The sequence below is a fragment of the Streptomyces muensis genome, assembly GCF_021474425.1.
Taxonomy (GTDB): domain Bacteria; phylum Actinomycetota; class Actinomycetes; order Streptomycetales; family Streptomycetaceae; genus Streptomyces; species Streptomyces muensis.
In genome coordinates, this window is the sequence record NZ_JAKEIP010000036.1 from 14,565 (window position 1) to 27,085 (window position 12,521).

A 12,521-nucleotide genomic window follows, 5' to 3' on the forward strand; every position below is an offset into this window, starting at 1 on the left:
GCCCAGTAACTCCTTCACAAGTGGCGGCGTCGGGTCGAGACGTGCCGTTCGTACAGCTCACGCGCCTTGACCGCCGACGGCCTCGTCGCGGTCTCGGCCACGGGAACATCCCACCAGGCCTGCGCGGGCGGCGCGCCCGACACTGTGTCTGCCGTTTGGGTCTCGACGTAGACACAAGTGGGAGTGTCGGCCGTACGGGCCTCGGCGAGCGCCTCGCGCAGGTCGCTCACGGTCTTCGCGCGCAGCACCCGCATGCCCAGGCTGGCGGCGTTGGCGGCGAGGTCCACGGGGAGCGGGGCGCCCGTGAAGCCGCCGTCCTCCACGCGATACCGGTACGCCGTGCCGAAGCGCTCGGCGCCGGTCTCCTCCGACAGCCCGCCGATGGACGCGTACCCGTGGTTCTGCACCAGCAACACCTTGATCGCGATCCCCTCCTGCACGGCGGTCACGATCTCCGTCGGCATCATCAGATACGTACCGTCGCCGACCAGCGCCCACACGGGCCGGTCCGGGGCGGCGAGCTTCACGCCGATCGCGGCCGGGATCTCGTAGCCCATGCAGGAGTAGCCGTACTCCAGGTGGTACTGGTCGCGTGAGCGGGCCCGCCAGAGTTTGTGCAGGTCGCCGGGGAGGGAGCCGGCCGCGTTGATGATCACGTCCGTCTCGTCGACGATCGCGTCGAGCACGCCCAGCACCTGCGGCTGCGTCGGCCGTACGTCCGGCTCGTCGGCCTCGTAGCAGGCGTCGACGCGCTGCTCCCAGCGTTCCTTGTCCTCGGTGTACTCGGTGACGTAGGAGGCGGGGACCCGGTGGGCGTGCATGTCCAGGGCCGCGGTCAGCTCCATCAGCCCGCTGCGGGCGTCCGCGACCAGCGGTGTCCCGGCGAGCTTGTGGCCGTCGTAGGGGGCGATGTTGAGGTTGAGGAAGCGGACGCCGTCGGCGGCGAAGAGGGTGCCGGAGGCGGTGGTGAAGTCGGTGTACCTCGTCCCCACTCCGATCACCAGGTCGGCGGTGCGGGCCAGTTCGTCGGCGGTGGCGGTGCCGGTGTGGCCCACTCCACCGACGTCCTGGGGGTGGTCGAAGCGCAGGGAGCCCTTGCCGGCCTGGGTGGAGGCGACGGGGATGCGGGTGACCTCCGCGAACTCGGCGAGCGCCTCCTCGGCCCGGCTGTGGTGGACGCCGCCGCCCGCGATGACCAGGGGCCTGTGGGCGGACCTGATCGCCCTTACGGCCTCGGCGAGTTCGGTCGGGTCCGCGCCCGGACGGCGTACGGCCCAAATGCGCTCGGCGAAGAGGTCGTCGGGCCAGTCGTACGCCTCGGCCTGGACGTCCTGCGGCAGCGCGAGCGTGACCGCGCCGGTCTCGACGGGGTCCGTGAGCACGCGCATGGCGTTCAGGGCCGAGGGGATCAGGGCTTCCGGACGGGTGATCCGGTCGAAGTACTTCGAGACCGGCCGCAGACAGTCGTTGACCGACACATCGCCGGCGTAGGGCACTTCGAGCTGCTGGAGGACCGGATCGGCGGGGCGGGTGGCGAAGATGTCGCCGGGGAGGAGCAGGACCGGGAGGTGGTTGACGGTCGCGAGGGCGGCGCCGGTGACGAGGTTGGTCGCGCCGGGCCCGATGGAGGTGGTCACCGCGTGGGTGGACAGACGGCCCGACTGCCTGGCGTAGCCGACCGCGGCGTGCACCATCGCCTGTTCGTTACGGCCCTGGTGGTACGGCATGGCGGGAGGTGCGGGGGGTGTCCCGCCACTGGACACAGTGCCGTACTCGACGAGCGCCTGGCCGATCCCGGCGACGTTGCCGTGGCCGAAGATGCCCCAGGTGGCGGCGATCAGCCGGTGCCGTACGCCGTCGCGCTCGGTGTACTGGGCGGACAGGAAGCGGACGAGCGCCTGTGCGACCGTGAGCCTCGTCGTTGAGGTCATCGGTTACCTCCGTGTGGTCCGGATGGAAGCAGATCCGCCACTTCCGTACGGCTCAGCGGCCCCGTTCGACTCGACGTACCGGTTGGGGGACCTCCGGCGCGGGGCCGTAGCGGGCGGGGAGTCTTCGCTCGCACTTCGCTCCTGCCAAAGCAAAGCGGCTACCCGCGCCGGAGGCGTTCTGGGGGTGGGGAGTACGGCTCGTGGTCATGGGGACCTCACAGCAGTCCTACGGCAGTGTCCACCGCGGCGGCAACGTCCCCGTCCGCCGGGTAGAGCAGCGAACGGCCCACCACCAGGCCCTGCACGGTGGGCAGTTGGAGCGCGCCCCGCCACTTCTCGTATGCCCCGTCCTGGTCGTCTCCGACCTCGCCGCCGAGGAGTACGGAGGGCAGCGTGGAGGTCGCCATGACCTCGGCCATGTCGTCGGGGTTCTCGGTGACCGGCAGCTTCAGCCAGGTGTAGGCGGAGGTGCCGCCGAGGCCCGAGGCGATGGCGATGGACTTGGTGACGGCCTCGGCGGACAGGTCGTTGACGACCTTGCCCTCGGGGGTGCGGCGGCTGAGGAACGGCTCGACGAAGACCGGGAGCCGGCGCGCGGCCATGTCGTCGATGGCGCGGGCGGTGGACTCCAGGGTGGTGAGGGAGCCCGGGTCGTCGTAGTCGACGCGCAGGAGCAGCTTGCCGGCGTCGAAGCGGAGGCGCTCGATGTCCTCGGCGCGGTGGCCCGTGAAGCGGTCGTCGAGTTCGAAGCGGGCGCCCTGGAGGCCGCCGCGGTTCATCGACCCCATGACGACCTTGTCGTCGAGCGCGCCGAGCAGCAGCAGGTCGTCGAGGATGTCGGCGGTGGCGAGGACGCCGTCCACGCCGGGGCGGGACAGGGCGAGGCAGAGACGTTCCAGCAGGTCGGCGCGGTTGGCCATGGCCAGGGCACGGCCGCCGACGCCGAGCGCGCCGCGGGCCGGGTGGTCGGCGGCGACGATCATCAGGCGGTCGCTGTCCCCGAGGAGAGGGCGGCGTACGCGCCGGGCGGCGGCCTCCGCTATCGCCTCGGGGTGCCGGGTGCGGGTACGGACGAGCTCCGCGATGTCGACGGTCACTTGACGGCCCCCGCGGCGATGGCGGCCTCGATCTCGTCCGGTGTCGGCATCGCGGAGGAGCACTCCAGGCGGGAGGCGACGATGGCTCCGGCGGCGTTGGCGTGCCGCATGATCTTCTCCAGGTCCCAGCCTTCGAGCAGCCCGTGGCAGAGGGAGCCGCCGAAGGCGTCACCGGCGCCGAGTCCGTTGAGGACGTTCACGGGCAGCGGTGGGACCTCGGCCTGGTCGCCCTTGCTGTTGACGGCGAGGACGCCCTTGGGGCCCTGCTTGACGACCGCGACCTCGACACCGGCGTCCAGGAGGGCGCGGGCGGCGGCGTGCGGTTCGCGTACGCCGGTGGCGACCTCCACCTCGTCGAGATTGCCGACGGCGACGGTGGTGTGCTTGAGCGCCTCGGCGTAGAAGGGGCGGGCCTGGGCCGGGTCCTTCCAGAACATGGGGCGCCAGTCGAGGTCGAAGACCGTCGTCCCCGACTTGGCGCGGTGGGCGAGCGCCGCGAGGGTCGCCGTACGGCTGGGCTCCTCGCTCAGGCCGGTGCCGGTGATCCAGAAGATACGGGCGTCACGGATGGCGTCGAGGTCGAGCTCGTGGGCGTCGATCTCCAGGTCCGGGGCCTTGGGCTGCCGGTAGAAGTACAGGGGGAAGTCGTCCGGCGGGAAGACCTCGCAGAAGGTGACCGGGGTGGGCAGGCCGGGGACCGGGGTGACCCAGCGGTCGTCGACGCCGAAGCCCTGGAGGGCCTCGTGGAGGTAGGTACCGAAGGGGTCGTCGCCGGTGCGGGTGATCACCGCGGTCTGCCGTCCCAGGCGGGCGGCGGCCACCGCTACGTTCGTCGCCGAGCCGCCGAGGAACTTGCCGAAGGACGTGACCTGCGGCAGCGGGACGCCGGTCTGCAGCGGGTAGAGGTCCACGCCGATCCGGCCCATGGTGATCAGGTCGTACGCCATCGGTGTCCCTCGGTCTCCCTTGTCGCGACTGCGGCGCCGACTGCGCGGGTCGGCCCTCCAGGGTTTTGTAGCCCTGCTGGGGGAGGCCTGTCAATGTTTTGTCCAGACATTCGAACCAACACCCTCCGGGGGAGAGCCGGGCGCCTAGGGGGTGCCGGGTTCTATGTGAGGGCGAGTGCGGGTGGTTCGTGGCTGGTCGCGCCCACGCGGCGGAGCCGCACATCGACACAGACCCGCGCCCCTAAGGAGGTTGCAGCAGCCCGGCGCCACGAGTGATCGCCGTCGTCTTCGCTTGTGTCGCCCGTGTCACAAAGGACGCTCTTCTGTCACGCATGTCGCATGTTCGCGGGGTTTGCGTCACGTCCCCTCCACAGGGCCTGCCTGTGCTCACTCCGTGTCGTTGACCGGACACAGGCTTTGTGATCGCCAGCGCAGCGCGCGGTACCCCCGACGACCAGCCCCCGGTCGACGCCGCGGCGCGCGCGGGGAGGTGCAACTGATGACCGACCGAACGCTGTGGTCGTACAAGGAGATCGCCGCGCACATCAAGGTGCAGCCGGACACCGTGCGGTCGTACCGCAAGCACGGGCTGCTGCCGCCGCCGGACCATGTGGAGGGCGGCAAGCCCTTCTGGTACCCGGACACCGTGCGGGCATGGGTGGAGTCCCGCCCGGGGAACCGGGGCCGCAGGGCGGATTGACGGTGGATCGGCCTGCCCGGCCTCACGGAAAATGAGCTGTGCCCCATCCGACCCGTGGGGCACAGTCCTCGCATGCGCAGCTTCTCCGTCAAGCCCACGCTCACCGGTGACAAGACCGTGCTCCGGCCGTTCACCGGGGCGGACGCCGACACCATGTGGGAGATCATCGAGGACCCGGAGGTCGAACGCTTCACCTTCGCCCCGGACAACGAACTCACTCCGGAGCGGGTGCGCTCCTGGTACGGCTCCCTGGCCGGCCGGACCGACCGGCTCGATCTCGCCGTCACCGACCGCGCCACCGGCGAACTCGTGGGCGAGGTCGTCCTGTACGAGTGGAATCCGCACGCCCACAGCTGCACCTTCCGCACGCTGATCGGCCCGCGCGGCCGCGATCGGGGCATCGGCACCGAGGCCACGCGGCTCATCGTCGGCTACGGCTTCGAGCAACTCGGGCTGCACCGCATCCAGTTGGAGGCCTACCGCCACAACCACCGGGCCCTGCGCGTCTACGAGAAGGTCGGGTTCGTGACGGAGGGGATCCGCCGGGAGGCGCAGACGAGGAACGGTCAGTGGCTGGACGAGGTGCTCATGGCCGTCCTCGACCACGAGTGGGCCACCCTCAACTCCAGGGCTCGATGACCGTCACCCCCGCCCCCGGGGCCGTCCCGAGCGCCGCCAGCGCGGCCGGTACCGCGTCCAGCCCGATCGTCGACGTCACCAGCAGATCCGGCCGCAGCACACCCGCCCGGACCAGCTCCAGCATGGGCGGGTAGGTGTGTGCCGCCATGCCGTGGCTGCCCAGCAGTTCGAGTTCCAGGGCGATGGCGCGGGCCATCGGGACCGGTGTCGTGCCGGACGCCGACGGCAGCAGGCCCACCTGGATGTGCCGGCCCCGGCGGCGCAGGCCGTTCACGGAGGCGGCGCAGGTGGTGGGTGAACCGAGGGCGTCCAGGGAGAGGTGGGCACCACCGGCGGTGAGGTCGTGGATCGCCGCCGCCGTGTCCGGCACGCTCGACGCGTCCACGCACTCCGTCGCCCCGAACTTCCGCGCCAGGTCGAGGGCCTGGGGCGAGACGTCCACCGCGACGACCCGCGCGCCCGACGCCGCCGCGATCATCACCGCCGACAGGCCGACCCCGCCGCAGCCGTGCACGGCGACCCACTCCCCCGCCGCCACCCTGCCCTGCTGCACGACGGCCCGGAACGCCGTGGCGAACCGGCAGCCCAGCGAGGCCGCCGTCGCGAAGGACATCTCCTCGGGCACGGCGACGAGATTGACGTCGGCGTGGTCCAGCGCCACGTACTGGGCGAAGGAACCCCAGTGGGTGAAGCCGGGCTGGGTCTGGCGCTCACACACCTGCTGGTCGCCCGCCGCACACGCGGCACAGCTTCCGCAGGCGCACACGAACGGCACGGTGACCCGGTCGCCGGGGCGCCAGCCGGTCACCCGGTCGCCCACCGCCTCGACGACACCGGCGAGTTCATGGCCGGGCACGTGAGGGAGCGCGATGTCCGGGTCGTGGCCCTGCCAGCCGTGCCAGTCGCTGCGGCAGAGGCCGGTGGCCTCGACCCGGACGGTCACTCCGTGGGGGGCGGGGTGGGGGTCGGGTACGTCGCGTGTCCGCGCCGGTTCGCCGTAACGCTCGAACACCACTGCCCGCATCTCTGGTCTCCTTCCGCCGACGACGTGCTCCGCGGGGTGGGCGGCGGATGGTCGTCTCTGTTGTCTGCGGGTACATCGTGGCTGGTCGCGCCCACGCGGCGGAGCCGCATATCGATACGGCCCCGCGCCCCTTGGGGACGCGCGGCCCCCGAGGTTCCGCCGACAGAGTCAGCCGGGTGTGCTCACCTTGTCCCGCTCCCGGGGCGTCTCGGCCGTCGAGGGCGGCGTCGACTCGCCCTCGCTGAGGCCGAAGCGGGTGTGGAACCGCCGCAACGGTCCCGGCGCCCACCAGGTCGCCCGCCCCGTCAGACGCATGACCGCCGGGACCAGCAGGCTGCGGACGATCATCGCGTCCATCAGCACCGCAAGGGCGATCCCGAGGCCGAGCATCTTGGTGTTGGTGACCCGGGAGGTGCCTATCGCGACCATCACCACCGCGAGGATCACAGCGGCGGCGGTGATCAGCCCGCCCGTGCGCTGAAGACCGTGCCGGACCGCCTGGTCGTGGTCGCCGGTCGTGTCGTACTCCTCCTTGATGCGGGACAGCAGGAACACGCCGTAGTCCATCGACAGGCCGAAGGCGACGCAGAACATCAGCACCGGGAGGGTCGTCTCGATCGAGCCGGGGCTGGTGAAGCCGAGCAGGCCGGAGAGATGGCCGTCCTGGAAGACCCAGACCACCGCGCCGAACATCGCCGTCAGACTGAGCGCGTTGAGCACCACCGCCTGGATCGGGATCAGCACACTGCCGGTCAGCAGGAACACCAGCAGCAGGGTGACCACGGCGATGAAAGCGACCGCGAGCGGCAGGCGCTCGGCTATCGCGTCCTTGGAGTCGACCAGGACCGCCGCCGCACCGGTCACCTTGGTGTCGAACGGGGCCTGGGCGGCGCGCAGTTCACCGACCAGACGCTGGGCCGGGTCGTCCACCGCCTCACCCTTCGGCAGCACCGTGAAGTACGCCGACTCGCCCTTCACCAGCGGCCCGTCGACCCGCAGCACCTCCGGCAGCGCGGCGACGCGCTCCTTGTACGCGGCGTACTGCGCCGGCGTCGCCCGTCCCTCGGCGAGCACCTCCAGACCGCCTCCGGGGCTGCCCGGGAAGCCGTCGCGGATGTGCTGTTGCACGACGTGGGACTCGGCGCTCGACGGCAGCTGGCGGTCGTCGGCCGTGCCGAACTTCACGCCCAGGAAGGGCAGTCCGAGCAGGACCAGGACGGCTGTGGTGCCCAGGGCGAAGAAGGGGGCGCGGCGCATCACGAGGTTCGCGGTGCGGGTCCAGGCCCTGCCCTCCGGGGCAGCGGCCGTCGAGGCGGCTGCCTTCGGCTGTCCGCGGCGGAACAGGCGGCGCAGGTCCAGGGCGTTGACCCGGTGCCCGAGCAGGACCAGTGCGGCCGGGAGCAGGATCAGCGCGGCAGCTGCGGCCAGCAGCACCACCGCGATCCCGGCGTAGGCGAAGGACCTCAGGAAGTACTGCGGGAAGAGCAGCATCGCCGCGAGGGACACCGCGACCGTGAGGGCGGAGAAGAGGACGGTGCGGCCGGCCGTGCGCAGGGTCGTGCCGACGGCTGTGAGCGGTTCGGCGCCGGTGGCGAGTTCCTCGCGGAAGCGGCGGACGATGAACAGGGCGTAGTCGACGGCGAGGCCCAGGCCGAGGGCCGTGGTGAGGTTCATCGCGAAGACCGACACGTCGGTGACCTCGGTGAGGCCGCGCAGCACCGCGTTCGTGCCGAGGATGGCGACGATGCCGATGCCCAGCGGCAGCAGGGCGGCGACCGCGCTGCCGAAGACCATCACCAGGAGCACGAGGGTGACCGGCAGGGCGATCACCTCGGCGCGGACCAGGTCCTCCTGGATCGTCGTCTGCATCTCGTGCCGCACCGCGACCGGGCCGCCGACGCTGACCTCCACCGGTCCGTGCGCGCCCCGGAACTCGGGGGCGATGCGGTCCAGGGTCTCCCCCGCCTGCTTCTCCTCGCCGGTGATGCGGGCGGCGATCAGCGCCTCATGGCCGTCCTCGGCGCGCAGGGCGGGAGCCGCCGAGGCGTCCGCCTGCCAGTAGGAGCCGACGCCGGTGACGCCCTTCTCGTCGGCTAGGCGCGCCACTATGCGCCGGGCCTCGGCGGCGACCGCCGGGTCGTCCACGGAGGCGTCGCCCGCGTCCACGAGGAGCAGGAGATTGGGCTGGGAGGCGGGGAACTCGCGCTCCAGTGCCCTGGTCGCGTACGTCGACTCGGCGTCCGGGTCCTCCCAGCCGCCGCTGCCCAGCCGGTCGGCGACGCCGCTGCCGGCCAGCACGGCGAGCGCGGTGATCACCAGCGCCACGAGCAGCGACAGCCTGGGCCGGGCCGTCACGAAGCGGGTCCAGCCTCCGGGGCGGGGCGGCGCTGCGGCGCCGGGCGGCCTTTTGACTTCGGTCATCGTGCGGTGTCCCCTCACCCTGATCCGTGCCGTGCGGTCCGTGCTCTGCGATCCGTGCTGTGCGATCCGTGCCGGTCGAGCGGGCAGCATGGAGCCGTCGCTGCCATAGACTGGCAAACACGAGACATCGCTCGCGTTTCTCAAGAATGCGAGCGAAGACTCGCGTTTGTCAATCGCGTTCGGAGAGCTGGGGATAACGCGTGTCCGCCAACCAGGAGAAGGAGCAGCCGCGCCGCCGTCAGGCCCGCGGCGAGCGCCGTATCGCCCAACTGCTCGAGGCCGCGGCCGTCGTCTTCACCAGCACCGGCTACACCGCCGCCAGCACGAACGCCATCGCCCGCGAGGCAGGCGTCTCGCCGGGCACGCTGTACCAGTTCTTCCCGAACAAGGAAGCCATCGCGATCGAGCTGGGCGAGCGGCTGATGCGGGAGATGCGCGAGGCGTACGGCGAGGCGCTCGCCCCGGTCGACCCCACGACCCCCCTGGAGGAGGCGGTCGGTGCGGCCGTCGACCGGTTCATCGCCTTCAACTGCGAGCACCCGGTGTTCTTCGCCCTGATGCACGGCCCCGACATCCCCGGCCGCATCACCGAGGAGCACGACGCCCTGCACGCGACCCTGCTGTCCCGGATCGAGGGCCTGCTCTCCTCGTTCCTGCCCGACGCCGCCCCGGCCGACCTCGTCCGGACCGCCCATATGTGCCTTGGCCTGTACAAGGCGGGCCTGGAGCTGGTCCTCGCCCACGAGGGCGCCGAGCGCGACGCCTATGTCCAGGAGCTGAAGCACGCCCTGACCCGCTACCTCGACCCGCTGGTGGCGACCGGCTCTCCTTGGAGAAGTACCCCATAGGGGTATACCGTTTCGGGCAACGGAGAACCCTCACGGGTCCCGTCAACCCCACACGCCTCGACGAGGAGAACGACATGACCGCGCAGACTGACACCCCGGGTACCGTCACCGCCGTCTACAAGGTGAGCGGCATGAGCTGCGGACACTGCGAGGGGGCCGTCTCCGGCGAGATCTCCGAAATCCCCGGCGTCACCTCGGTCAAGGCCGTCGCCTCCACCGGCGAGGTCACCGTCGTCTCCGCGGCGGCACTGGACGAGGAAGCGGTGCGCTCCGCGGTCGACGAGGCGGGCTTCGAACTGGCCGCCAGGATCTGAGCCGGCGGCTGGGCCTGCAGCTGAGTTCGACGGCAGGTGTACGTCGCGGAGGGCGCCGGCGAAGAGGGGTGCTGCGGCTCGTGGGCGCCAGGGAGCACGCGAGCGAGCACCCCGTCGCGCGGGTCGCTGCCGCGGGCACGCAGGCCGGGTCGGGCGGCTGCGGGAGGCCGCAGGAGGTTGCGGGAGGTCGAGGGCTTCCGGAGCGCCGCGCCCGGGCGGGGCGTACGCGCACTCGTGGCGGTCCGTGACGTGGCCATGGGGCCGCTCCTTAGCCGCATGGCCCACAAAGCCACCAAGGGCCGACCCGTCCCGAGGAAGAGGCAGAGAGAGACGGCCGTACGCCCGTCCCGGCCGACCGGAGCGGAACCACGCGGGGCGCGAGCGAGCTACGGGAGCCGGGACTGACGCCGGACGCCGGCCCTCGACCCGTCGGCGATGGCGTCAACGACGCGGCCGCGCTTACCACCGCCGATCCGGGTCCCTCCTCAGGGAATGACGTCGCGGAGGCGTTCGTAACCTCGGACCAGCATGAGGCTGCGGACGTTCCGGTGAATTCGTAGTAAGAACCCCACTGGGTCCCTCTGGAGTCCGGCGCCCGGCTCACATAAGCTCTTCACAAGGCTCGCGCATCATCCTTACGCTTGGGTCCCGATCGCCATATCGGGGCTCTTGCGTATCTAACGGACATATGCAAGAGACGCAGATCACAGTGATGTGAACGTAACCATCGAAGGGGTTCGAAGGTCTAAGTTGACGATGTCAGGCAGCGTCTTGGGGGGCGCTTACTGGCATCTGAGGATGTCTTGGGGGACTTCCTCAGAGTTGCGTTGCCGGGGCACGTACTTCGGGAAGCTTTGAGCGGCCCTCCCGACCGTGCGCTGTCCCGGCAGACCGCATCCACCCATGAGTACGACGAGTTTTGCTCGTTCTGCTCAATGGCAGCACAGAAAGACAGCGAATTCAGGCGCTGGTCTCTCAGACGCCCGGCCGGATCCCGTGGGGGGAATCCGCACCGGGACATGGGAAGGCGCCCTGGACGTCGGCCCGTGGGGGGACCGCCGCCAGGGCGCCTTTCTTCTTTTGCCTGCACTGCATCAAGCCCTATGAGGGCCGCAGGCCCCTATAGGGGCGCGGGGCGGTGACATATGCGGCTCCGCCGCGGGGGCGCGACCGGCCACGACGAACCCGCAGCCGACCGACAACCCCCTCACGCGCCCCCAGCGGAGCGTCTAGCGCTGCTCGACAGGAACGAAGTCGCGCTCCACCACGCCCGTGTAGATCTGGCGCGGGCGGCCGATGCGGGAGCCCGGCTCCTTGATCATCTCGTGCCACTGGGCGATCCAGCCCGGGAGGCGGCCGAGGGCGAAGAGGACCGTGAACATCTCGGTCGGGAAGCCCATGGCGCGGTAGATCAGGCCGGTGTAGAAGTCGACGTTCGGGTAGAGGTTGCGCGAGACGAAGTACTCGTCGGAGAGCGCGTGCTCCTCCAGCTTCAGGGCGATGTCCAGCAGCTCGTCGGACTTGCCGAGGGCGGAGAGGACATCGTGCGCCGCCGCCTTGATGATCTTCGCACGCGGGTCGAAGGACTTGTACACCCGGTGGCCGAAGCCCATCAGGCGGACGCCGTCCTCCTTGTTCTTCACCTTGTTGATGAAGGAGTCGACGTCGCCGCCGTTGGCCTGGATGCCTTCCAGCATCTCCAGCACGGACTGGTTGGCGCCGCCGTGCAGCGGGCCCCAGAGGGCGGAGATGCCGGCCGAGATCGACGCGAACATGTTGGCCTGCGACGAGCCGACGAGGCGGACCGTCGACGTCGAACAGTTCTGCTCGTGGTCCGCGTGCAGGATCAGCAGCTTGTCCAGGGCGGAGACGACGACCGGGTCGAGCTCGAACTCCTGGGCCGGCACCGAGAAGGTCATCCGCAGGAAGTTCTCGACGTAGCCGAGGTCGTTGCGCGGGTAGACGAACGGGTGGCCGATCGACTTCTTGTACGCGTACGCCGCGATCGTCGGAAGCTTGGCGAGCAGCCGGATCGTCGAGAGGTTGCGCTGCGTCTCGTCGAACGGGTTGTGGCTGTCCTGGTAGAACGTGGACAGCGCGGAGACGACCGAGGACAGCATGGCCATCGGGTGGGCGTCGCGCGGGAAGCCCTTGTAGAAGTTCTTGACGTCCTCGTGCAGCAGGGTGTGCTGCGTGATGTCGTTCTTGAAGGTCGAGAGCTCGTCGACGGTGGGCAGCTCACCGTTGATCAGCAGGTAGGCCACCTCCAGGAAGGTGGAGCGCTCGGCCAGCTGCTCGATCGGGTAGCCGCGGTAGCGCAGGATGCCCGCCTCGCCGTCGAGGTAGGTGACGGCGGATTTATAGGCGGCGGTGTTGCCGTAACCGCTGTCCAGCGTCACCAGACCGGTCTGGGCGCGGAGCTTGCCGATGTCGAAGCCCTTGTCGCCGACGGTGCTGTCAATCACCGGGTAGGTGTACTCGCCGTCGCCGTACCGCAGTACTACAGAGTTGTCGCTCACGTCTTCCCTCACCGACGTTGTGCCTCATCTTCGAGGTTGCCCTGACTGTCTCTACCCTCCCCCATTCGGCTCAGGAGAGTG

At 70.5% G+C, this 12,521-nt stretch carries 10 protein-coding genes and 1 pseudogene; 4 read left to right on the top strand and 7 right to left on the bottom strand.

The features are described from left to right. Window positions 1-14 precede the first annotated feature (14 nt). The 4 genes and pseudogenes from iolD to iolC form a co-directional block, all read right to left on the bottom strand. Entirely contained in the window at window positions 15-1,931 is a 1,917-nt protein-coding gene (gene iolD / locus L0P92_RS12460) for a 3D-(3,5/4)-trihydroxycyclohexane-1,2-dione acylhydrolase (decyclizing) (RefSeq protein ID WP_234762633.1), read from the bottom strand. A gap of 73 nt (window positions 1,932-2,004) precedes the next feature. Continuing rightward, window positions 2,005-2,112 (bottom strand): annotated as a pseudogene (locus tag L0P92_RS12465) (5-deoxy-glucuronate isomerase); the annotation flags it as partial. Between the two features lie 34 nt (window positions 2,113-2,146). Then, complete coding sequence (locus L0P92_RS12470) at window positions 2,147-3,028, bottom strand: Cgl0159 family (beta/alpha)8-fold protein (protein WP_234762634.1); 882 nt, start codon at window positions 3,026-3,028, stop codon at window positions 2,147-2,149. Next, window positions 3,025-3,975 carry a 5-dehydro-2-deoxygluconokinase gene (gene iolC, locus L0P92_RS12475; RefSeq protein WP_234762635.1) on the bottom strand — a complete coding sequence of 317 codons (951 nt, stop codon included), beginning with the start codon at window positions 3,973-3,975 and terminating at the stop codon, window positions 3,025-3,027. Before iolC ends, L0P92_RS12470 begins: the two co-directional genes overlap by 4 nt. A 499-nt stretch (window positions 3,976-4,474) precedes the next feature. Between iolC and L0P92_RS12480 the strand changes: the two genes are divergently transcribed. Beyond that, entirely contained in the window at window positions 4,475-4,675 is a 201-nt protein-coding gene (locus L0P92_RS12480) for a helix-turn-helix transcriptional regulator (RefSeq protein ID WP_031478637.1), read from the top strand. A gap of 72 nt (window positions 4,676-4,747) precedes the next feature. Next, window positions 4,748-5,314 (top strand): GNAT family N-acetyltransferase, encoded by a 567-nt coding sequence (locus tag L0P92_RS12485; protein ID WP_234762636.1) that lies wholly within the window; start codon window positions 4,748-4,750, stop codon window positions 5,312-5,314. Here L0P92_RS12485 and L0P92_RS12490 read toward each other — a convergent pair. Both L0P92_RS12490 and L0P92_RS12495 read right to left on the bottom strand, forming a co-directional pair. Beyond that, window positions 5,295-6,338, bottom strand: a complete 1,044-nt coding sequence (locus tag L0P92_RS12490) for a zinc-dependent alcohol dehydrogenase family protein (RefSeq protein WP_234762637.1) — start codon at window positions 6,336-6,338, stop codon at window positions 5,295-5,297. The two genes, L0P92_RS12485 and L0P92_RS12490, sit on opposite strands and share 20 nt — an antisense overlap. Before the next feature lie 168 nt (window positions 6,339-6,506). After that, on the bottom strand, window positions 6,507-8,759 hold the full coding sequence (locus L0P92_RS12495; protein ID WP_234762638.1) for an MMPL family transporter: 2,253 nt from the start codon (window positions 8,757-8,759) through the stop codon (window positions 6,507-6,509). A gap of 200 nt (window positions 8,760-8,959) precedes the next feature. Between L0P92_RS12495 and L0P92_RS12500 the strand changes: the two genes are divergently transcribed. Continuing rightward, on the top strand, window positions 8,960-9,607 hold the full coding sequence (locus tag L0P92_RS12500) for a TetR/AcrR family transcriptional regulator (RefSeq protein ID WP_234762639.1): 648 nt from the start codon (window positions 8,960-8,962) through the stop codon (window positions 9,605-9,607). Window positions 9,608-9,681: 74 nt separating this feature from the next. After that, window positions 9,682-9,921 carry a heavy-metal-associated domain-containing protein gene (locus L0P92_RS12505; protein WP_234762640.1) on the top strand — a complete coding sequence of 80 codons (240 nt, stop codon included), beginning with the start codon at window positions 9,682-9,684 and terminating at the stop codon, window positions 9,919-9,921. Window positions 9,922-11,150: 1,229 nt separating this feature from the next. Here L0P92_RS12505 and L0P92_RS12510 read toward each other — a convergent pair. After that, a complete protein-coding gene (locus L0P92_RS12510) occupies window positions 11,151-12,440 on the bottom strand; it encodes a citrate synthase (RefSeq protein WP_217208255.1) in 1,290 nt (429 codons plus the stop codon). Window positions 12,441-12,521 lie beyond the last annotated feature (81 nt).

What these genes read in the sequence shown, in the direction of transcription:
- iolD (WP_234762633.1), bottom strand. Translation starts at nt 1,931, where the DNA reads ATGACCTCAACGACGAGGCTCACGGTCGCACAGGCGCTCGTCCGCTTC.
- iolC (WP_234762635.1), bottom strand. Translation starts at nt 3,975, where the DNA reads ATGGCGTACGACCTGATCACCATGGGCCGGATCGGCGTGGACCTCTAC.
- L0P92_RS12480 (WP_031478637.1), top strand. Translation starts at nt 4,475, where the DNA reads ATGACCGACCGAACGCTGTGGTCGTACAAGGAGATCGCCGCGCACATC.
- L0P92_RS12485 (WP_234762636.1), top strand. Translation starts at nt 4,748, where the DNA reads ATGCGCAGCTTCTCCGTCAAGCCCACGCTCACCGGTGACAAGACCGTG.
- L0P92_RS12490 (WP_234762637.1), bottom strand. Translation starts at nt 6,338, where the DNA reads ATGCGGGCAGTGGTGTTCGAGCGTTACGGCGAACCGGCGCGGACACGC.
- L0P92_RS12495 (WP_234762638.1), bottom strand. Translation starts at nt 8,759, where the DNA reads ATGACCGAAGTCAAAAGGCCGCCCGGCGCCGCAGCGCCGCCCCGCCCC.
- L0P92_RS12505 (WP_234762640.1), top strand. Translation starts at nt 9,682, where the DNA reads ATGACCGCGCAGACTGACACCCCGGGTACCGTCACCGCCGTCTACAAG.